The 21,058-nt window shown below is 54.5% G+C and carries 18 protein-coding genes; 6 read left to right on the top strand and 12 right to left on the bottom strand.

Features of this window, described 5'->3' with window-relative positions:
* Positions 1-7 precede the first annotated feature (7 nt).
* From PSE_RS25035 to PSE_RS25060, 6 genes are all read right to left on the bottom strand, one after another.
* A complete protein-coding gene (locus tag PSE_RS25035; protein ID WP_008551133.1) occupies positions 8-859 on the bottom strand; it encodes a carbohydrate ABC transporter permease in 852 nt (283 codons plus the stop codon).
* Between the two features lie 9 nt (positions 860-868).
* The gene (locus tag PSE_RS25040; protein ID WP_014290189.1) at positions 869-1,807 is read right to left on the bottom strand and encodes a carbohydrate ABC transporter permease; all 939 of its coding nucleotides are present in this window, start codon (positions 1,805-1,807) and stop codon (positions 869-871) included.
* A complete protein-coding gene (locus PSE_RS25045) occupies positions 1,807-3,066 on the bottom strand; it encodes a sugar ABC transporter substrate-binding protein (protein ID WP_041769272.1) in 1,260 nt (419 codons plus the stop codon). Before PSE_RS25045 ends, PSE_RS25040 begins: the two co-directional genes overlap by 1 nt.
* Positions 3,067-3,094: 28 nt before the next feature.
* Positions 3,095-4,258 (bottom strand): PLP-dependent transferase, encoded by a 1,164-nt coding sequence (locus PSE_RS25050; protein WP_014290191.1) that lies wholly within the window; start codon positions 4,256-4,258, stop codon positions 3,095-3,097.
* Positions 4,255-4,980, bottom strand: coding sequence for a FadR/GntR family transcriptional regulator (locus PSE_RS25055; RefSeq protein WP_041769273.1), 726 nt, complete (start codon positions 4,978-4,980; stop codon positions 4,255-4,257). Before PSE_RS25055 ends, PSE_RS25050 begins: the two co-directional genes overlap by 4 nt.
* 300 nt (positions 4,981-5,280) lie before the next feature.
* Positions 5,281-5,766 carry a hypothetical protein gene (locus tag PSE_RS25060; RefSeq protein ID WP_008550968.1) on the bottom strand — a complete coding sequence of 162 codons (486 nt, stop codon included), beginning with the start codon at positions 5,764-5,766 and terminating at the stop codon, positions 5,281-5,283.
* 216 nt (positions 5,767-5,982) lie between these two features.
* Here PSE_RS25060 and PSE_RS25065 point away from each other — a divergent pair, with 216 nt between their 5' ends.
* The 6 genes from PSE_RS25065 (at position 5,983) to PSE_RS25090 (ending at position 13,399) form a co-directional block, all read left to right on the top strand.
* On the top strand, positions 5,983-7,008 hold the full coding sequence (locus PSE_RS25065) for a LacI family DNA-binding transcriptional regulator (RefSeq protein WP_041769274.1): 1,026 nt from the start codon (positions 5,983-5,985) through the stop codon (positions 7,006-7,008).
* Between the two features lie 193 nt (positions 7,009-7,201).
* Positions 7,202-8,485 (top strand): ABC transporter substrate-binding protein, encoded by a 1,284-nt coding sequence (locus tag PSE_RS25070; RefSeq protein WP_244421406.1) that lies wholly within the window; start codon positions 7,202-7,204, stop codon positions 8,483-8,485.
* Between the two features lie 29 nt (positions 8,486-8,514).
* Positions 8,515-9,441: a carbohydrate ABC transporter permease gene (locus PSE_RS25075; protein ID WP_014290196.1), complete on the top strand. Its 927-nt coding sequence runs from the start codon at positions 8,515-8,517 to the stop codon at positions 9,439-9,441.
* Positions 9,438-10,262 carry a carbohydrate ABC transporter permease gene (locus PSE_RS25080; protein WP_014290197.1) on the top strand — a complete coding sequence of 275 codons (825 nt, stop codon included), beginning with the start codon at positions 9,438-9,440 and terminating at the stop codon, positions 10,260-10,262. The genes PSE_RS25075 and PSE_RS25080 overlap by 4 nt, the downstream gene beginning before the upstream one ends.
* Positions 10,263-11,372, top strand: coding sequence for an ABC transporter ATP-binding protein (locus PSE_RS25085; RefSeq protein ID WP_083841644.1), 1,110 nt, complete (start codon positions 10,263-10,265; stop codon positions 11,370-11,372).
* A complete protein-coding gene (locus PSE_RS25090) occupies positions 11,372-13,399 on the top strand; it encodes an alpha-amylase family protein (RefSeq protein WP_014290199.1) in 2,028 nt (675 codons plus the stop codon). The genes PSE_RS25085 and PSE_RS25090 overlap by 1 nt, the downstream gene beginning before the upstream one ends.
* Positions 13,400-13,461: 62 nt before the next feature.
* Here PSE_RS25090 and PSE_RS25095 read toward each other — a convergent pair whose 3' ends face one another.
* The 6 genes from PSE_RS25095 to PSE_RS25120 all read right to left on the bottom strand — a co-directional run bounded on the left by PSE_RS25095 (position 13,462) and on the right by PSE_RS25120 (position 21,021).
* Positions 13,462-13,899: a glyoxalase superfamily protein gene (locus PSE_RS25095; protein ID WP_014290200.1), complete on the bottom strand. Its 438-nt coding sequence runs from the start codon at positions 13,897-13,899 to the stop codon at positions 13,462-13,464.
* Positions 13,900-14,091: 192 nt separating this feature from the next.
* A complete protein-coding gene (locus tag PSE_RS25100; protein WP_014290201.1) occupies positions 14,092-15,243 on the bottom strand; it encodes a DSD1 family PLP-dependent enzyme in 1,152 nt (383 codons plus the stop codon).
* 90 nt (positions 15,244-15,333) lie between these two features.
* Positions 15,334-17,733, bottom strand: coding sequence for a transketolase (locus tag PSE_RS25105; protein WP_014290203.1), 2,400 nt, complete (start codon positions 17,731-17,733; stop codon positions 15,334-15,336).
* 193 nt (positions 17,734-17,926) lie between these two features.
* The gene (locus PSE_RS25110) at positions 17,927-18,982 is read right to left on the bottom strand and encodes an AbrB family transcriptional regulator (RefSeq protein ID WP_014290204.1); all 1,056 of its coding nucleotides are present in this window, start codon (positions 18,980-18,982) and stop codon (positions 17,927-17,929) included.
* Between the two features lie 26 nt (positions 18,983-19,008).
* Positions 19,009-20,526 carry a tripartite tricarboxylate transporter permease gene (locus tag PSE_RS25115; RefSeq protein WP_014290205.1) on the bottom strand — a complete coding sequence of 506 codons (1,518 nt, stop codon included), beginning with the start codon at positions 20,524-20,526 and terminating at the stop codon, positions 19,009-19,011.
* A 9-nt stretch (positions 20,527-20,535) separates the two neighbouring features.
* The gene (locus tag PSE_RS25120; RefSeq protein WP_041769189.1) at positions 20,536-21,021 is read right to left on the bottom strand and encodes a tripartite tricarboxylate transporter TctB family protein; all 486 of its coding nucleotides are present in this window, start codon (positions 21,019-21,021) and stop codon (positions 20,536-20,538) included.
* Positions 21,022-21,058 lie beyond the last annotated feature (37 nt).

The raw sequence follows: 21,058 nt of genomic DNA on the forward strand, positions 1-21,058 counted from the left end.
TACCTCGTTATCCTTTGACCGCACCGGCGGTAAGACCCTGCACCAGATAACGCTGGATGAGGAAGAAGAAGATTGCTGCCGGAATGAGCGCCAGGAAACCCGCTGCCATCATCTGCCCGAAATCGACAGAGAACTTGGAGATGAACGTCAGCAGACCAACAGGGAAGGTGACAGCATCCGGACTGCTGACCAGCATGAGCGCAAAGAGCAATTCACTCCACGCCGCGGTGAACACAAAGCCAAGTGTGGCTGCAATACCCGGCAGGGTGAGCGGGAAGATGATCTTCACCAGCGCCCCAAAACGCGTATTGCCATCAATCATGGCTGCTTCTTCAAGGTCTTTGGGAATGCCATCAAAAAACGACTGCATCAGAAAGGTCGCAAAAGGAACATTGAAGGCCGTGTAGACCACAACAAGCCCAAGCAGACTATCCGTCAGCCCCAGTGGTGTGAGAATACGGAAGATCGGTGCAATCAGCATCACCAGCGGGAACATCTGGGTGATCAGCATCAGCACGATAATGATGGCCTTGCCGCGATACTGGAACCGCGAGAATGAGTAGCCCGCAGCTGCCGCAATCAGCGTGGAAATGAGAGCCGTTGCGCCAGACACAATAGCCGAGTTGATGAAGAACTGCGGGAAGTCCGTATCCGTCATCACCTGCGCGAAGTTCGCCCATGTGGTTTCAGAGGGCCACATGCGGATGCCTTCAGAATAGAGCAGGTTCGTGGGTGTCACAGCCACCTTGAACAGCCAGAAGAGCGGGAACAGGGCAAAGAACAGAAAACAAGCGAGCAGGCCGTAATGGACACTCCAATCCACCACCCGTTGGCCCTTTGATTTTGCATAGTATGCCATAACAGAGCCTCAGGCTTCGCGCAGCAGACTGCGTCTGATGAAGATGATGGAGACCGCATAAGCCAGCAGCAGAACCAGCAGTACAGCCGCGATCGCGGAGGCATAGCCAAAGTCCAGACGGCGGAAGGCCTGCGTGAAGATGTAGCTGGAGACAATCTGCGTTGAATCCGCCGGGCCACCATTGGTCATAACGATGATCAGATCAGCAAAGTTGGCGATCCAGATGGTGCGCAGCATCAGCGTAATCGCGATGGTCGGCGCAAGAAACGGCAGCGTGATACTGACAAACTGCTGCCTGCGGCTCGCGCCATCAATGGAAGCCGCCTCATAAATCTCACCTGGAATGGATTGAAGCGCTGCGAGCAAGGTGATGGCAAAAAACGGTATGCCGAACCAGATGTTGGCAACAATCGGTCCCCACATGGCCAGATCAGGATCCGACAGGATATTTGTCGGCTCGCTCAGGATGCCAAGCGCAAACAACCAATGGGGCAGGGGACTGATGACCGGATTAAACATCCACGCCCAATTAAGGCCCGACAAAAACGCAGGCACGGCCCATGGCAGGAACACAAGAGACTGGATGATGCGTCGCCCGGGAAAAGTGCGATTGAGCAAGAGAGCGAGCGTCAACCCCAGAAAGAATTGAAAGAACAGCGACGTAACTGTCCACCAAAAGGTATTGAAAAGCGCATTATGGAAGTTCTGGTCGTGCCAGACCGCTTCAAAATGCGCAAAGCCCACATAGCCGCCGCTGAACGGGTTTAGGATGCGGATGTCTCTGACCGTATACGTCAGGCCAACCACCAGCGGCACCATCATCACCGTCACCAACAGCACAATGGCCGGGCTGGCGTAAAAGTAGGGCTCAAGTCGGGATAGGAATCTGCGGGAGGTCACACCCTGCCGATTGGCAGGGTGTGCTCCAAGGTCTATAGCAGCTGTCATCACTGTTTAGCCAGCCACTTTTTCTGTGCTGCAGAGAGGTAATCCCCCCACTCTTTGCCCAGCTCTTCCGCAGATTTGCGGCCCAGCAGAGCTTCCTGACTGGTACGGATGGACATGGAGTCTTTGAAGAACGCAAACTCTTCAAGGTGAGTTGGCATGGTCAGCGGGTGTACGTCCGGATCGGACAGCTCTTCAAACCAACCAGCAAACTGCGGGGTGTTGTAGTGCGGATCGCTCTCAGCATCCTTGTAGATTGGCAGAGTACCAACACGCTTGGACCATTCAAGGTTCGCATCACGGCTCTGCAGCTTCGCGATCAGCTTCCACGAGGCGTCTTTGTGCTCACTGTCAGAGAACATGGACCAGCCTGCGTATCCGATGGTTGGATAAGCTTTGCCATTTGGCCCTTTTGGCATGGTGGTTACGCCAAAGTCGTTCGGGTCCATGCGCTGCGCAATACCAATCAAAGCATCTGGATCCTGATCCAACATGGCGCAGGTGCCGGAGTAGAAACCAGCCACGATTTCGTTGAAGCCCCAGTTCAGGCTGTCTTTTGGTGCAAGGCCATCCTGATAAAGATCCACCATGAACTGCGCACCTTTGATCCACGCCTCGGTGGACATGATGCTGTTGCCTTCTTCATCGAAGAACTGATCAGTGCCAGCCGTTGTCGCACCGAACACCGCCCAACCATTCAGACCACCCGAACCGCCGCGCAGACAGAAACCGTATTTACCTGGCAGTGCAGAAACCTTCTCAGCAGCCTCACGGAAGTCATCCAATGTCAACGGTGGCTTCTCAACACCAGCTTCCTTGAAGAGCTTCTTGTTATAGAACATAGCGCGCAGATAGAAGCCGTAAGGCAGCATGTAAGCGGTGCCGGTGCCACTGCGGGCCATCTCAATGGTGCGGGCATTCAGCTTGTCTGTGCCGTCCCAGCTTGTGAGGTAAGGCTCGAGGCTTTCCAGAGCGCCGTTATTGGCGTAAAGCGCAGCCCATGTGTCTGGCATTTCAACCACATCCGGTGTCTGGCCAGCAGAGACCATGGTCGCGAACTTCTCGAATGCCTGCCCCCATGGCAACGAGATGATTTCAACTTTGGTGCCCGGGTTTTCTGCTTCAAACTCAGAAACGATACCCTGCAAAACCTTGGTACGTTCCGGGCTCGTGATCACTTCCACCAGCTGAAGGTTGGTTTCAGCAACTGCCGGACCTGCAATAGCTGTTGCCACAAGACTTGCAGCCAATAACTTCTTCAAACTCATAATTGCCTCTCCTCTAGCAATGTTATTCTGATGCGGCTCCCAACGCTTCTTGGAGGTCCCCCCAGAGATCCTCAGGGTCTTCAAGGCCGACATTCAGGCGAACGACGTGCGGTGACACGCCAAAGAATGCGGTAGAGTTCGGTCCTCCCGACTGGATAAGAGAGGCCTGTGCAGGGCAAATCAGGCTTTCATGCCCACCCCAACTCACACCGATTTTGAAAATTTTCAGGTGGTTACAAAGCGCTTCGACGCTGACATTTTCAGCCAGCTCGATTGAAAAGAGACCGGAGGTTCCACGCAGACCCGGGTGAGCCTTGTTCTGGAACGCCGGATGGAAAACCGTTTTAACCGCAGGATGTTCCGCCAGTCTTTTAGCGATCTCCATACCTGCCTGCTCATGGGCTTTCATGCGTAGCGGCAAGGTCCGTAAACCACGCAGGAGCAGCCAAGCCTCAAACGGTGACAACTTGCTACCCAGATACTGGGTCACTTCCCCACGGATCTGCGCAACGCGCTCTGCGGATGTGGCGATCACACCGGCCACCACATCACTATGGCCGCTGATGTACTTAGAGGCCGAATGCACCACGATATCACAGCCCAGTTTAATCGGGTTTTGGAAGATCGGCGAAGCCCAGCTGTTGTCGATGATCGTGGTAACACCGGCCTCTTTGGCACGCTCACACAGTGCCTTCACATCGTGGGCCTCCATGATCCAGCTTGTCGGGCTTTCGAGATAAAATAGGGAGTGGCCGGGCAGGGCGGCTTCAACGGTCGCCAGATTGCTGCCGTCGATATAATCGACACTGACACCGAACTTGCGCAGGAAAATCTCGAAAAAGCGGAAGGTATCCGGATAAACATGTTTGACGGAAAGGATCCGGTCTCCGGGTTTCACCACCGACAAGATGGCAGAAGAAATAGCAGCCATTCCGCTGGAAAGCGCGAGAGCATCTTCAGAGCCCTCCAGCTTTGCGATTTTCTCCTCAAACGCCCGCACAGTTGGGTTGATGCCACGGGTGTAAACCGGACGGTTGATCTTGCCCGCGAAGGTGTCACACATCTCCTGATAGGAGGAGAACGTGAAAAGCGAGTTCTGGAAAATCGGCGGCACCACTGCATCCGCAAAGGATGCTTCGTCATGCGCGACAACTGTTGCTGTGTCCTCCCCCCACAGATCGATCATACTAGGTCCGTTTCCTGTGCCATCTGCACAATATCTTCTTCTACCACACTCAAAATTTCCAAGGTATGTTTGCGGGCCTTCTCCGTGTCTCCACTGGCGATGGCGTCAAATAATTGTCGGTGAAATGGAAAAGACCGTCCGGCAAAATCCTTGCGGTCGAACGGCATCTCAAAAAAGCTCTCAAAAGACTCGCGCATCTGCTGCAACAGTTGCTCAAACAGCGGGTTTCCTGCTGCACGGTAGATGGAGAGGTGAAATTCAAGGTCCTCAGGGCCGGCTGTGCCATTAAGGTGATGGACCGCTTCCATGTGCTCCAGCTTGGTGCGCATCTCTTCGATCTCATCAGGTGTTGCCCGCTGTGCTGCCAGAATGGAGGCTTCCACCTCCAACGCCCGGCGCACTTCCAGCGTCTGCAACAGGCCATCCCGTTTAGTGGCAATGGACAGCGGCAGATAAACCGTTTTCTCTGAAAGTGGGCGCTTCAGGTAAGTGCCGGACCCACGACGGATCTCAACAATACCCAGTGCTTGCAAATGACGGATCACCTCACGAATGGACGAGCGGCCAACCTTCAGGCCGTTCATCAGCTCTCGTTCCGTGGGCAGTCTGTCACCGGGCTGCAAGCCTTCCTCCACGATGAAGTCTGTCAGCGATTGCAGGATCGCATTGCTTCTGTCCTCGGTCTTGATTGGCCGAATTTTATTATTGGATGGGCTTGGCAAGTTGGGCTCCGCACAGATGTTCGTTTCGTTTTGTCTGCCATCAGACGTCAGACCAATTTTAGAAACATGATTTTCCGCTTGTAAATCCCGGCTGTGCACAACCCCTGATTTATCGCAGCGCACCTAGAAGGAAACCTGTGAAATATCAGATAAGTATGTTGAGTAAAGAAAGTTGAGACAACAGACAGGCACAAAAAGCAAAAAAGGACGCATCTGAAACAGAGCGTCCTCATTCAATAGCAAATCGTATTTAGACGATTCTGATCATCGTCCAACTTTTGAAAAGCTCAGCCAGTCGACCTAATGAGCGATACCACCAGAACCCTTTTTCACGATATCCGTCAGCACATGTGATGGCACAGGCAGCATGACCTGGCCGAGGTTTTTGAGGGTTTCGGCAAAGTTTGCGGCGGCTTGTTCAACTTCCTCGCAGCGCTGAGGGCAGGTGATGTGTTGCAGGCAGAATTTTGCTGTGTCCGTATCGTGCTGGAGCCCAGCAATCAGACCCATCGTCAGGCATTCTTCGACACAAAGATGCTGAGAATCGTAGGGATAGCACCGAAGCGGGCAGGCGGCACAGCGTTTCAGTGTGCGCACATATTGGGAGAGGCTTGCCAGAGCGACGCCAGCATCCTGATGTCCAAGAGCTTCGCTGTACAAATCCCAAGCCATTTCCCAAGGCGCGATGGAACCGGTTTCAAAGCCGGAAGACCACCGACGATAACCTTCCAGAACCAGTCTTTCTGGTTGGCGTTCCAGATAAACATCATTTGCCCCAACATCCATGGGTAGCGCCTCTTCCGTGCCTCTGGCGGCATCTCACTCCGCCAGCAATTTAAATATGAGTATCACAGTATAGTTTAATTACACCCATGTGTTCAAGCAGGAGTTTTGGGTAGACGGTCATTTTGCGGTTGAGGCCTCTTGATACACAGGGTGGTTGTGCTGGATAGCAAACTCATGCAAGCTCCGGTGCTTGCAACAGCACACCAAGAGGACCGGATGAGCGAAACGAGAGACGACCGTCAGACAGCCACCATTGTGGATGTGGCCGAACGTGCCGGTGTGGCCGTTGGCACGGTGTCCCGTTTCATCAATGGGCGCGAGGTCCGCAAGACCAACGAGTTGCGCATTCGCGAAGCGATCAAGGAACTGGGCTACCAGACCAACACCTTCGCGCAGGCCATGAAGACCGATGTCACTAAGACCGTTGCCGTGGTGATGGATGGCTTTGACGAGTTCCACACGCAGGTGCTCTCCAATGTCATCACCCAGTTTTTTGACCACGGCTATCAGGTCACCACCTATCACCTGAAGAACGAACCGGGCGAGTTGGACAACCTTATGTCCATCATGACGGCCCGCAAGTTTGATGGGGTGGTGATGAGCGGCACGTTCAACAACACCATCTCACTGGATCAACTGCGCTCCCTACAAAAGCCGATCGTCCTGTTCAACGATGAAGCCACCGGCATTGATATTGACCGAGTACTGGTGAACAACCGCGAAGCCTCCAAGCGAGCCGTTCAGCATATGATCGAGATGGGACATGAACGCATCGCGATCATCAAGGCCAGTGATCTGCAATCCTCTTCCCGCGGGCGTTATCAGGGGTTCTGTGATGCTATGGAAGAAGCAGGCCTTCAGGTCATAGAAGAATACGTCTGCGAAGGGTCGTGGCGGCTATCAGATGGCTACTTCGCACTTCAGCAGTTGATGGCGTTGGACGAACCGCCAACCGCACTGTTCTCCGTCAACTACGAGATGACCATGGGCGTGCTGGAAGCGATGAAGGAGCAGGGGCTGCAAGTTGCAAAGGACCTGTCTCTGGTCAGCTACGACGACCCGTATTTCTTCCGCTTGCTTACCCCAAGCATCACCGCAATTGCGCAGCCGCATGATGTAATTGCGTCGCGTTTGGTGGAGATGATGCTGACGCGGCTCAACAACGGGATTTCTTCCTCATCCCGCAAGATGACCGTCTCTTGCGATGTGATCCTGCGTGATTCCGTGGCGCGTCTGCGCTGATTTTTTCACAAGCGCCGAAGAACGGGAAAGTGTTTTTGTTTCAGAAGACATAGGATCTGTGCAGAGCAAATATGCCGCTTTGCAGCAAAGTTGAAACTGTTGAAATTAGTTGACAACGGTATCAACTAAAGGAAAACTTCCAGCATGACGCAGGGTCTCGATGGGGGAGAACCTGCCAGTCTGGGGGGATATTATGAAACTCATTCGGCTCGCGGCAGCGGCTTCATTTTTTGCGTGTTCATCATTTTCATTGGCCAGTGCTGAGACAGAACTCAAGGTCTGGAACCTGACCAGTTCTTCTGATGCGGTCAACAAACACTGGGAAGAGGTGATCACCACCTTCGAGGAGGCTCATCCCGGCATCTCAATCAACTATGAGACCTTTCCGACGGATGCCTACAAAACAGGTTTGCAGGTGGCACTGGCCTCTGATGCAGGGCCGGACATCTTCTTCAACTGGTCTGGCGAAGATGCAGCCGTGCTTTCACGCAATGGCCTCACGGCAGATCTGACAGAGATTGGCGCACTGCCAGGTATGTGGGGCGAAAAGATCGCACCGGGCATGTTTGATGCGTTCTCCGTGAACGGAAAAATCCATGGCGTACCAACGCACCTGATCACCAAATACATGTTCTACAACACCAACTTTTTTGCTGACAACAACCTGAGCGTGCCGACCACACTTGGCGAGCTGAAAGCCTCTTGTAAGGCAATCCGCGACATCAATCCGCGCATGTCGCCTATCTCACTTGGCAATGCGGAGAAGTGGAAAGGTGTCCACTACATTTCCACGCTGAACCAAAAGATTGTAGGTGAGGCACAAGTCGCCAAAGACTATGCGCTGCAAGGCAAAGCCTCTGAACTATTCTCCGATCCCGGTTATGTGGAAGCCCTGCAAACGCTGGTCGATCTCAGTCAGGCTGGTTGCTTCAACAAAGCACCAAACGCCACCACAGCCGATGCCTCCCGCAGCCTTTTTGCAGCTGGTCAGGCAGCTATGATCTACTGCGGAAACTGGTGCCCTGGCACTTTCGACAGCGAAGGTCTTGAAGGCGGATATGACCTGGCCCGCTTCCCGGCAGCCGAAAACGGCAAAGGCAATCAGGACTATAACTTCGCCTTGCTGGAAGGCTACCAGATCTCTGCCAGAACGAAGAATATAGACGCCGCTTCCACCTTCGTGAACTTCCTCGTTTCCGGCGAAACACAGGCCAAACGCGCTCGTGACTTTGGGCGCCTACCAGTCAACGCCTCTCACATGGGTGAAGAAGACGGCACACCGATCTTCCGCAAAATCGCCAAGGATGCAGGCAGTTATGCCGGTCTCGTGCTTATTCTGGATGTGGGATTGGAGAAGTCTGTTTCTGAGCACTACCTCAGCATCATTCAGGAAGTGCTGAATGAAACCAAGACTCCCGAGCAAGCCATGGATGAAATCCGTGCGCGCGCTCAAAAGGCAAAAGAGCAACAGGGCTAAGCCCTTCCACTCTCAGCAGAGTCTTATCTATGACAGTACTTCTGGAACAGGAGAGCGCGGCCCGCCGCGCCACTCCATCCTCCATCTTCGGCACGAGTTCCGTCTTCGGATGGATCATGGTGTTACCGGCCCTCAGCCTGTTCGCCCTGTTCATCCTCGTGCCGTTTATCCAAACACTCGTTTACTCGCTCTACAAATTCGGGCTCACATCGCCCACCAAACAGTTCGTTGGTTTCTCTCATTACATTGAGATCGTGCAGGACGATGTGTTCTGGATCGCGTTTGAAAACAACATCATCATCGCAGTCACAGGCATCATTTTACAGATTGGTGTAGGCTTGCTGCTCGCCGCCATTCTGGATCGCGGCATCAAACGCGGGAAGAGCGTGATCAGCGCGATTATCTTCATGCCCATCGTGATCTCTACCATTGCCATTGGTCTGTTGTGGCGGCTGGTGTTTGACCCAAACACGGGCATGATTGAAGAGCTGTTCTTCAACATGGGTTGGTCAACACCTATGCGTGGTTGGCTGGGCGATCCTGATATCGCCCTTTACGCCATCATCTTCGTGGGCTTCTGGCAATACACCGGCTTCATGATGATCATCCTGCTGGCTGCAATGCAGGGCATCCCGCGGGAGCTTTATGAAGCTGCCAAACTGGACGGGGCAGGGCCGATCCTCAGCTTCTTCAACGTGACACTGCCAGAGCTGCGCAACGTGCTGATTGTTTGCGTTCTCATCACCGTCATCAGCGCCTTCAAGGTGTTTGATCTTGTTTATGTTCTCACCTCGGGTGGCCCCGGCAACTCAACGCAGGTGATGGGCTCCTACATCGTCCAGAACGCCTTCACCATCGGGCGGATGGGATATGCTAACGCGGTTTCGGTTGTCCTCCTCGTGATCGCTCTCGGCCTCGGTCTCATTCAACTGCGCACCAGCCGGAGGGACAGATGATCAAGATGCCCTTCAAAACGCTCCGGCTCATGATGTACATCTTCATCGGCGGCTACTGCGTGTTCATTCTCACACCGCTCAGCTGGATGGTGTTCACCGCATTCAAGAAGCGTGGTGAGATCTTCGCCAATCCGTCCGGCCTGCCGAATGAGCTTTACTTCGGCAACTTTGAGCGGGTGTTCTCATCCGGGATTGGAACTTACTTCCTCAACTCGCTGATCACCTCCGTGTTCTCGGTGACAGGTATCGTCGCAATCTCCACACTGGCGGCTTACGCTCTGGCACGCATTCCGTTCAAGGGCCGCATGTGGGTCTATATGCTCATCGTGGCCTCTTATGCAGTGCCACTGCATGCTGTGCTGGTGCCCATGTTCCAGTTGCTGGATGGGTTCGGGTTGCTCAACACGCTGGCGGGTTTGATCCTGCCTTACATCGCCTTTGGCATCCCGTTCACGGTTATCCTGCTTTACGCGTTCTTTCTGGAGTTTCCCAAAGACCTTGAGGAAGCCGCCAAGCTGGATGGATGCTCGCAGCTGCGCACGGTGTTTTTCATCGTGTTGCCGCTCTCAAAACCAGCTCTGCTCAGCGCTGCGATCTTTCAGGTGGTGTTTGTCTGGAACGAGTTCCTCATCGCCCTTTTGATCCTCACCTCCAAAGACGTGAAGACACTGCCGCTAGGGCTGACGTCCTTTCAGGGTCAGTACTCCAGTGACTGGGGGGCGATCATGGCTGCGGTGCTGCTTTCAGCGTTGCCCATCGTTGCGCTGTATCTGGCCATGCAAAAGCATTTTGTTCGTTCTCTTACAGGCATGGGAAAATAAATGACGACGCTAACTATTTCTAATCTCTGTAAGAGTTTCGGCGATGTGGACGTGCTACATGACATCAATCTGGCCGTGCAAAGCGGTGAGTTTGTTGTGCTTGTCGGCCCTAGCGGTTGCGGAAAATCGACTCTCCTGAGGCTGATTGCCGGCCTTGAAAACATCATTGATGGCACCATCCAGATTGGTGAGCGTGTCATCAATGATGTCGAGGCCGACAAGCGCGGCATCGCAATGGTATTCCAATCCTACGCGCTCTACCCGCATATGAGCGTAGAGCAGAACATCGGCTTCTGCCTGCGCGTGGCGCGGCAACCTTCCGCTTTGATCCGTGAGAAAGTGCAGGACGTTGCACAGACTTTGCAGATTGAGCAACTGTTGAAACGCAAACCGGGGGAACTATCCGGCGGGCAGCGTCAACGCGTTGCCATTGGCCGCGCCATTGTTCGAGACCCGGATGTGTTCCTGTTCGATGAACCGCTCTCCAATCTGGATGCAGAGCTGCGTGTCCAGATGCGCCTTGAGCTGATGAAGCTGCATAACAGGCTCAAGGCCACCATGATCTACGTAACTCACGATCAGGTGGAAGCGCTGACCATGGCCGACAAGATTGTCGTAATGCGTGACGGAGTGATTGAGCAGGTGGGTACACCCATCGAGCTCTTCAATAACCCTTGCAACAAGTTCGTCGCTGGCTTCATCGGAACGCCCAAGATGAACTTCCTGCATGGCCACATCACAACCGTTACCGAGCAAAGCTTGCATCTAGAACTGGGCGATGGCGTCGGGCTTGAGCTGCCAAACCGCTGGCGGGGACACGACGCTGTAGCTAGTGGCCAGAAAGTCTGTGTGGGCATTCGGCCCAACGAGGTGGTGGAAGGGGAACGTGGCCTTTCCACGTTGCGCGGCACCATCAGCGTTGTTGAGCAACTGGGCCGCGAGACGCTCTCGCACATGGTCTTGCCCAACAAGCAATACATTTCCGTTTTGGAGAACGGGCAGCACTTTCACGAGCCCGGTACGCCATGGACGGTCTCCTTAAAACCCGAAGCTATTTATCTGTTTGACGAGCACGAACAAACCATCGCGCTCACCAAGGAATTTGCATAATGACGAGAAGAACGCTGAATGATCCGTTGTTGCTGCGGCAGGTGCATCTAGATTTTCATACTGGCTCGCACGTCCCTGATATTGGGCTGCATTTTGATGAAGACGAGTTTGGCGACACCTTGGTGAAGGCGGGCGTGCAATCCATCACCCTCTTTGCCAAATGCCACCACGGTTATTCCTACCATCCCACGAAGGTTGGCAAGCCACACCCCAACCTCAAGACCAACCTGCTGCGCCGGCAGATAGATGCCTGCAAAGCCCGGGGCATTGCCACACCCATTTATCTGAGCTGCGCATGGGATGAGCTGGCCTGCCATGAGCACCCGGAATGGCGCGTGGTGGATGAACACGGCAAGTGGATTACCACGGGTGGGATTGATCATCTGCAGGGACCAAGCTGGGGCATTCTGGACTTCGGAACCAGCTATCTGGATTACCTTTGCGCCCAGATTGAAGAGGTGGCCCGGCTGTTTCCGGAAAACGACGGCATCTTCCTCGACATCTGCCACCAGTATGTGAGCCTCAGCTCACAAAGCATGGATGCTTTGAAGACCAAAGGGCTGGATTGGCAGAACACCGAACACCTCGTGCGCCATGCAGCAGATATGCGCGATGAGTTTTTGCGCAGAACAACAGCCGCTGCACGTTGTGTTCATGCAGACTTGCCAGTCTTTCACAACCACGGCCATGTGACCCGTGGCGACAGACGTATCCTTGGTTTCGACAGTCATTTGGAAATTGAGAGTCTGCCAACAGGCGGTTGGGGCTATGAGCACTTTCCCGTCTCCGCCCGCTATGCCGAAACCATCGGCGCCAAGTATCTGGGCATGACGGGCAAGTTCCACACCTTCTGGGGCGAGTTTGGCACGTATAAACCCGGCGATGCTCTGGAGCAGGAAAGCGCCATGATGCTGGCCTTCGGGGCAGGCAGCTCGGTGGGGGATCAGTTGCATCCCTCAGGCATTATTGACCAGACCACCTACGAGCGAATTGGGCAGGCTTTCAAGCTGATTGAAGATCGAGAAGCTTATCACTCTGGCAGTGAAGGCCTTGCCGAGATCGGTGTCTTGTCTGCTGAAGCCATCAACGATCCTTACACCATCCGCACCTGGCCCAAACACGTGCCGGGAGACGAGGGCGTTGTGCGCTTGCTGCTGGAATGTCAGATGCAGTTTGATGTTCTGGACAGGAGCTGTGATCTCAGCCCTTACAAACTCCTGATCCTGCCTGATGAGGTGCAGGTGGATGCTGACCTCAAGGCCAAGCTGGACGCTTATCTGGCAGGTGGCGGCAAGCTTCTTCTCTCCGGCAAAAGTGGCCTTGGCGAAGATGGGTTCCTGTTTGATATCGGCGCAGAGTATTACGGCACCAGCCCGTTTGACGTGGATTACGCACTTCTATCGGCCCCAGAGTTTGGTGATGCGCCGAAAACACCTGTGTGCCTCTATGAAGGATCTCAACGGATCAGGGTAACCGATGGCACGTCTCTTGGAGATGTCTATGAGCCGTACTTTGCACGTTCCATCAAGCATTTCTGCGGACACCAGCACACACCGAACCGACGCGAAAAGTCAGGCTATGCAGTCGGTGTCAGCAAAGGTCAGATCACCTATCTCGCGCATTCCGTCTTTTCTATCTACATGCAGAAGGGGCCTGTGGTTTTGCTGGAGGCCCTGCGCAATCTCATTGGCTCTTTGCTGGAAGAGCCGATGGTCACCACCACCCATGAGCCTATGCCCGGTCTCAGGGTGATCCTGCGCCACCAGCCGGAGAACAAGCGCTATTTGCTGCATACCTTGTTCTCGACTCCACGGCTGCGTGGCCAAAACAAGAGCACCAACATTGAAGTCATTCAGGAGAAAGTCCGGCTGCGCGACATCTCGCTGGATCTCAAGCTTCCCCGATCAATCACAGGTGCCGAGAGTGTGGATGCGGGCGAGGTAACGCTCAGCACAGTGGGCGGTATCCAGCGCCTCCTGATTGGCGAACTCAACGGACATGCTGTCGTTCCATTGAGTTACGCCTGACGGGATGATTGCATCCTCTTTTAACCCGGGAGGCCTCAGGTCTCCCGGTCTTTTTTGAAAAGCTAAAGCCCGGTGAGCACCATGTGAGGCTCACCATCAGAGGTCTTCTCACTGGTCACTCCATCTGCATTCAATGTGCAGGTCACACGGTGGCGGAAGGAGGAGAAACTGTCAAAACTCACCACATCCACTGCCTCATCAAACTGCAAAGTCAACCGCACCCGGCAAGCTGCTACTGAACTCTGCACACCAAGAACTTCAGCATCAAACCGCTGACCAAGGTACTTGCCCTGAACTCTGTCGCCGGGACGTAGATACAGCACGGGCGGACGATTGCCGACAGCGGCATAAAGGGTGTTCCAGTCCCGATAACCATGCTGGTGGGCGATGAGTTCCAGTGTCTGGGAGTGCGAAATGGTTTCGCCGCGTTTTTCCAGCGCAGCACGCAATTGCTTTGCCTGCGCTTTTAACGCGGAAAGGGAAGGAAGAGATCCATTCATGTCATAGCCTCAAACTATGCGGGATCAATTTGATGGGGCTCGCATTGCCACCAACCCGCTTGTTTAGGCTGATGTCGTCTCTCTTGTTTCAGGCTTCACCATGAGCATGTGCTCTGCGAGCGGCAGGGGCCTGAACCCTTGCCGCGCAACCTACAGAGGAAGCCGGAAACTGTCAAACACTGAGGTGAGGGCCTAATAGAACTTGCCGCGCGCAGTCACATGCCAGAGCGTTTCCACCACACCACCGCGTACACCTACATACCAGTCGTGCAGGTTACAAGTCGGGTCACAATGCCCCGGCACGAGCTTGATCTTGTCGTTGATTTTCAAAGTGTTCTGCGGATCTTTGAGAACACCGTGTTCATCTGAGTAATCAAGGCTCTGCAGGTCAGGACGCTCAAACACCTCTGGTGGTCCTGAATCGATACTGTGCGCCTTCAGTCCCGCATCACAAACAGCCTGACCATCAATGTCGGTGGACATGATTGAGGTTAGCAGAAAAAGCGCATGCTCAAAGGCGGGCAGATACTGACCATCTTTATCTTTCACGCGGCGATAGTCCGCATCCATGAACAGATAGGACCCACATTGCAGCTCGTTGAACACACCTGAAGCAGCCTCAAACGGGTAAGAGCCTGTGCCTCCACCACCAACAATATCGCAATGGATCTCCTTGCTTTCCAACAGATCAACCGCGTCCTTGGTGATGGTGATCGCCGTATCTAAAAGAGCCTTCCGATCCGCGTACTCATAAGCATGTTGAGCCGCCCCCTGATAGGACTGGATACCAGCAAAACGCAGGTTCGGAGCTTTAATGATCGCAGTTGCCAACTCCAGCACAGCAGCACTGTCCGCCACACCGCAGCGGCTACCGCCGCAGTCCAGCTCCACCAGAACTTCAAGTTCCGTACCATGCTTCACGGCAGCCTCAGAAAGGGCCGCGATGTTTGGCAGGTTATCCGTGCAGACGAGAATACGTGCGCCCAGTTTTGGCAGTTGAGCCAGACGGTCAATCTTGTAAGGATCGCAAACCTCGTTGGACACCATGATGTCCGTGATGCCTGTTCTTGCCAGCGCTTCGGCCTCGCTCACCTTTTGGCAGCACACACCACAAGCATGGCCTTGTTCCATCTGCAGTTTCGCGATCTCAGCAGATTTGTGCATTTTGCAATGTGCCCGATGGCGCACGCCGTACTTGGCGATCTCGTCCCGCATCTTCAAAAGGTTATGGTCGAAGGCATCCAGTTCCACGATCAGCGCAGGTGTTTGTACGTCCTCTACCTTCATCCCAGGCAAAGCGGGGATGTCATAGCCAAGCGTGTACTGGGAGAAATCTAAGGTCACGGCGAAATCCTTGCAGCAGGCAGCGTTCGTTGAGCGCAATGATCAAAACAGCAGAAGCAATGCACCACACATCGCTTCTGCCATGCAAGCCTAACTTGCCTTGATGTAGCGAATCTTGCCGCCTGTCGAAATCGTTTCAGCCGCACGCAAAATCGACTGGGTATCGATGCCGTAATGCGCATAAAGATCAGCGATGGTGCCCGTTTGGCCAAAGTGCTCCACACCAAGCGTGCGGATACTGTTGCCTTTAACGGCCCCCAACCAAGCAAGCGTTGCTGGGTGGCCATCCAGCACAGTGATCAGCGAGCAATTATCCGGCACATCATCAAACAGGCGCTCAATATGACTGCGGGCATGCAACGCACCGCGATCTCGCGCGCGCTGTGCAGCTGTCCAGCCTGCATTGAGGCGGTCTGCAGACGTGATGGCAAGCAGCCCCACATCACGGCGATCCTCTGCCATCAGACCAACAGCGTTGATCGCTTCAGGAGCAACAGCGCCGGTATACGCAATCACAATCTCCGCATTCGGCCCCGGCTTGCGTAGCCAGTACGCGCCATCGACAATATCCTGCTCTTCTTCAGGTGTGAAAGTGCGCAGCGGTTGTTCCAGCGGACGAGTGGAAAGGCGCAGATAGATGGAGCCACCAGTCTGATCCCGCAGCCAGGTGCGTTCATCTGGATCACCCTCACCATCACGCTGCATATAGTCGAACCCAAAGCGCATAATGGTTGCCAGCTCATCCACAAAGGCAGGTTCAAACGCAGCAAGTCCGTCCTGTGCCATTCCAATCAACGGCGTGCTGATGGATTGGTGTGCCCCGCCTTCTGGTGCCAACGTGACACCTGACGGCGTTGCCACCAGCATGAAGCGGGCATCCTGATAACAGGCGTAGTTGAGCTGATCTGCGGCTCGCAGAATGAACGGATCGTAGACCGTGCCAATCGGCAGCAGGCGCTGACCGTTAATGCTGTGAGACAGCCCCAATGCGGAAAGCAGCAGGAACAAGTTGGACTCAGCAATCCCAAGCTCAATATGCTGGCCTTGCGGAGAAAACGCCCATTTGAAGGTGGAAGGGATCCGTTCTGCCTTGAACGTATCGGCTAATTCTTCCTTGGCAAACAAACCACGCTGGTTCACCCAGGGGCCGAGGTTTGTGGAAACGGTGACATCCGGTGCGGTGGTGACGATGTGCTTTGCCAGCTCTTCATCCTGCTTAGAAATTTCATGCAGAATTTGCCCAAACCCCATTTGGGTGGAGAGCATCTTCTCCGCAGCATTTGGAGCAGGTAACTGCGAAGGAACAGGCACAGTCTTAGCGGAATACCGGCGGCTGCCTTTGGAGAAGAAGGGCGCTTCAGCAACAAACTTTTCCAAGTCCTGCGGGTCTGAAGCACTCTCCCACTTGTCCCACTCATGCCCTTCGCGAATACCTTCCAGTTTGCGGTACTCTTCTATCTGCTTGGACGTCATCAACCCTGCATGGTTGTCTTTGTGTCCAGCAAGAGGAAGACCAAAGCCTTTAACCGTGTAGCATAGGAAAAGAACAGGCCGGTCATGCTTGCCTGCCTTCTCGAAGGCTTCGATCAGGGAGGGCAGGTCATGACCACCCAGATTGCACATGAGCTTTGAAAGCTCTTCATCACTGCGGCGCTCGATCAGTTCAGTAACTTCACCCTGATCTCCCAGATCATCCAGCAGACGCTTACGCCACGCAGCACCGCCCTGATAGGCCAGGGCGCAGTAAAGCTGGTTGGGGCATAGGTCGATCCAATCACGCAGCTTGTTGCCACCCGGCTCTTTGAAAGCCTCTTCCTGCAAACTGCCATACTTGAGGGTGACTACGTCCCAACCGAAGTTACGGAAGATGCTTTCGAACTTCTCCCAAAGCCCTTCACGGATCACCGCATCCAGAGACTGACGGTTATAGTCCACGATCCACCAGCAGTTGCGCAGGCCATGCTTCCAGCCTTCCAGCAATGCCTCGTAGATGTTGCCTTCGTCCATCTCGGCATCGCCGACCAGAGAGATCATACGACCTTCCGGTGCTTTATTGAGACCGCCATGGGCCTTCACATAATCCTGCACCAGTGAGGAAAACAGCGTCTGGGCAACACCAAGACCAACGGAGCCGGTTGAGAAGTCAACGTCATCAACGTCCTTAGTGCGTGATGGGTAAGACTGTGCACCATGAAATCCACGGAAGTTCTGCAGCTTTTCCAGACTCTGGTTCCCGGCCAGATACTGGATTGCATGAAAAATCGGTCCAGCATGGGGCTTCACGGCCACCCGATCCTGTGGGCGCAGGCTATGAAAATAGAGCGCAGTCATGATGGTGCTGATGGAGGCACAGGAGGCCTGATGGCCGCCAACTTTCACATCACCAACATCAGCCCCACGCAGATGATTGGCATTGTGAATGGTCCAGGAGGCAAGCCATCGCACACGGCTTTCCAGTGTTCCCAAAGTTTCCAGTGAAGCTGCGCTCATTAAACTCCCCGTCGGTTTCATTGGAATAATTATTATTCCGCGAGGCTATCAGGTTGCCCTGAGAATTAATGTCTTGAGCCGATTGATATACCTTCATGAATAAGGGAAATTTTTGAGCTTTGGTCCAATTTGAGGAAAATACTTCCGCCTAACCTATTCGGAATGCATTTTTCAGCTCAACCCCTACGTAGATTCACGCCTGATCATTGAGTGGGTTGGAGGACTTAGAGTGCCTCAGCAACAGCGGCACAAGGAAGGTCAGGAGTAGGAGGCGGAAGACGTGGTGGGCAGCGACGAAGGTGGGGTCTAGTCCGCTCTGTACCGCGATTGCTGCCATGGCTTCTACGCCGCCGGGAGCAAAGGCCACAAACAGCAGGCTCGGGTCCAGACCAACCAGAGGCATGGCCAATACAACGCCGAGGACTGCCATACCGACAGTGATGAGAGTAACAGCAACACCTGCGCCGATGGCCTTGGCAAAAAGATCTGGGCTAATGCCTTTGAAGCGGGTGCCGATCAAAGCTCCCATGATCAGAAATGAGCCAATAGTGGCCCAATCCGGCATCTTGCCCGGAGTGAACTCCGTCAGGTGCCCAAGCGAGGACACCAGCATTCCGCCGAGCAAGTAAGCGGCAGGCAGTTTCATCTTCAGGAAGATGGTTCCCACCACAGCAGCGCCCAGCAGAAGATAAACTGCGGAGAGTGGGGTGATGTTTTGCGCCGGAAGGAAAGAGGTGCCGGTTTCTTCAAAAAGCAGAGTGATGAAGAGAGGCACGCAGATAGTGAGGAAGAGCACCCGCGTGCTCTGGGCAAGGCCGATACGCGTCACATCAGCCTTGGCATCTGCCGCCATGCTGAGGATGTAGCTCAGGTGCCCCGGTGAAGAGGCTAATGAAGCATTGTAGGCATCAAAGCCGAAAAACCGCACCAGAACCATGCGGCTGAGAAGCATGCTCAGGACAAGGCTGATGCCGAGAGCGAGGAAGCTGGCAGGCCATGTTACGGCGGCCTCAATGACGGCTGGTGTAACCCCAGAACCAATGCCTGTGCCGAGCACGATAAAGCACAGGGTCCGCAGCCAAAGGGGAACGGTGACCGGCGCACCGAGCATACCACCAATAGAAACAGCCAGAGCTGAACCGGTGAGGGGGGCAGCGGGGAAACCGAGGAGAGAAAAAAGACCAGCTCCAGCGCCCGCAATCGCAAGCGTTATGGAAAGGTTGAAAAGGTTTTTTCTCTCAAATAACAAAACTCAGTTTCCCAGCTGCTGTGTCATCAGTCGCTTTCAGCGGCCTGCAGTTCCTGTTTGCGTACCCGGCGCGCGCGGATGGTTGGCAGCACGACCAGAACAACCGCCAGAGCCAGCAGGCCCATGGTCATCGGGCGTTCCAGAATAAAGCCAATGCCATCGTAAAGCTGCATGGAGCGTGAGAAGTTATCTTCCAACATGCTGCCCAGAATGAAACCGATCAGCAGCGGTGCCAGCGGATAGTTGGCAAAGCGCAGAAGCGTTGCACACACCCCAAAGCCCACGAGCATCAGCAGTTCTGTCGCGTTGTTTTGCCCAATATATGCCCCCATAAGGGTGAAGAACAGAATGAACGGAATGAGATAATTGCGTGGAACAGCCAGCACCTTGGCGATGTAAGGGATCAGCGGCAGGTTCAGGATCAGCAAGATCACATTGCCCACATACATGGAGATGATCACGGACCAGAAGATCTCCGGTTGATCTACCATCAGGCGAGGACCCGGCGAGACGTTCAGTGCGATGAGAGCACCGAGCAGGATCGCCGTAGTTCCAGACCCCGGGATGCCGAGGGTCAGCAGGGGAACGAAGGAACCAGTACACGCCGCGTTGTTGGCGGACTCCGGAGCGGCGAGGCCTTTGACGGAGCCATTGCCAAACTCGGCCTGTTCCTCTTTTGGCGCGATGTTGCGCTCCACGGCATAACCGAGGAAGGACGCAATGGTCGCGCCAGCACCGGGCAGAACGCCGATCAGAAAGCCCTGAATGGATTGGCGTCCAATCACTGGGGTGATCTTCTTGGCTTCTTCCTTGGTGATGCGCAGATCTTTGATGTCGCCGCCATTGCCACCAGAGTTAGAGCGGGATGGGTCCAGCACGAGGAACAATGCTTCTGGCAGAGCGAACATGGCCATGGCCAATGTGATGAAGCCGAAGCCGGACTGAAGGTCCAGAATGCCCATTGTAAAGCGTGGCTGGTTAAACAGTGCGCCTTCGCCAACGGTTGCCATCATTAGACCGACCAGCGTCATCAGCAGCGCTTTTGCCACCTGTCCGCTGCCTGCAAACGCTGCAATAGCAGAAAGACCGACTACCATGAGCGCGAAGTACTCAGCAGAGTGGAAGAGCAGGGCGACAGAGGCCAACGCCGGAGCAAAGATCATCAGCAGGATTGCGCCGATGCTGCCGCCTGCGAAAGAAGCGATTGCGGCCACAGTCAGCGCTTTACCAGCCTTGCCCTGACGGGCTAACGGATAGCCATCGAAGCTGGTGGCAACGGTGGAAGCCACACCCGGCGCATTGATGAGGATGGAAGACGTGGAACCGCCAAAGATCGCGCCGTAATAGACGCCTGCGAGCAGGATCAGAGCGGCAGATGGATCACCGATGGAGATTGCCACCGGGATCATGATAGCGATGATAGACATGGGGCCAAGGCCCGGCAGCATACCGATGAACGTGCCGATCAAGCAGCCGCCAATCACCATCAGCAGATTGGAGAATGAGAAAGCCGTCGAGAGGCCAATCCAGATACCGTCTAACATTGTGGCCTCCTAGTTTAAGAATGTCGGCAGCGGGCTGAGGTAGATACCCAGCGTTTGCTGAACCAGATACCAGACGCCACCAGCGGCAACGGCGGCAACAGGCACGAGGATCGTGAAGCGTCGCTCGCCCAAGAGGGCTGCGCCAATCACGATGAAGAGCAGAGTGGAGAGCAGGAAGCCAGCAGGGCGTAACAACAAGGCGTAGGCCACCATCAACACCAGCAGAAAAACCGCCTGTCCGAAATTGTAGTCCCACAGTCGGCTGAAATCGATCTCGTCCGCATCGCTTTCGGCAGGCTTCTTTTCAAAGCCGAGCAGAATGGCAAGGCTGGTGATTGCGGCCAATATTGCAATGACTTTTGGAAACGTGCTTGGCCAGATCGGGTTAAACCGCATGAAAGGCGGCAGGCCTGCGTCCATCAAAAAGAACGCTGTGTATCCGTAGCTGAGGCTCACTGCCAGAATGACAAGAGCAATCCATCGGTCCAGTGCCATCATCCCCTCCCGTTGGCGTGGCAAGTGGATGCGCCCA

Source organism: Pseudovibrio sp. FO-BEG1, from assembly GCF_000236645.1.
GTDB lineage: Bacteria > Pseudomonadota > Alphaproteobacteria > Rhizobiales > Stappiaceae > Pseudovibrio.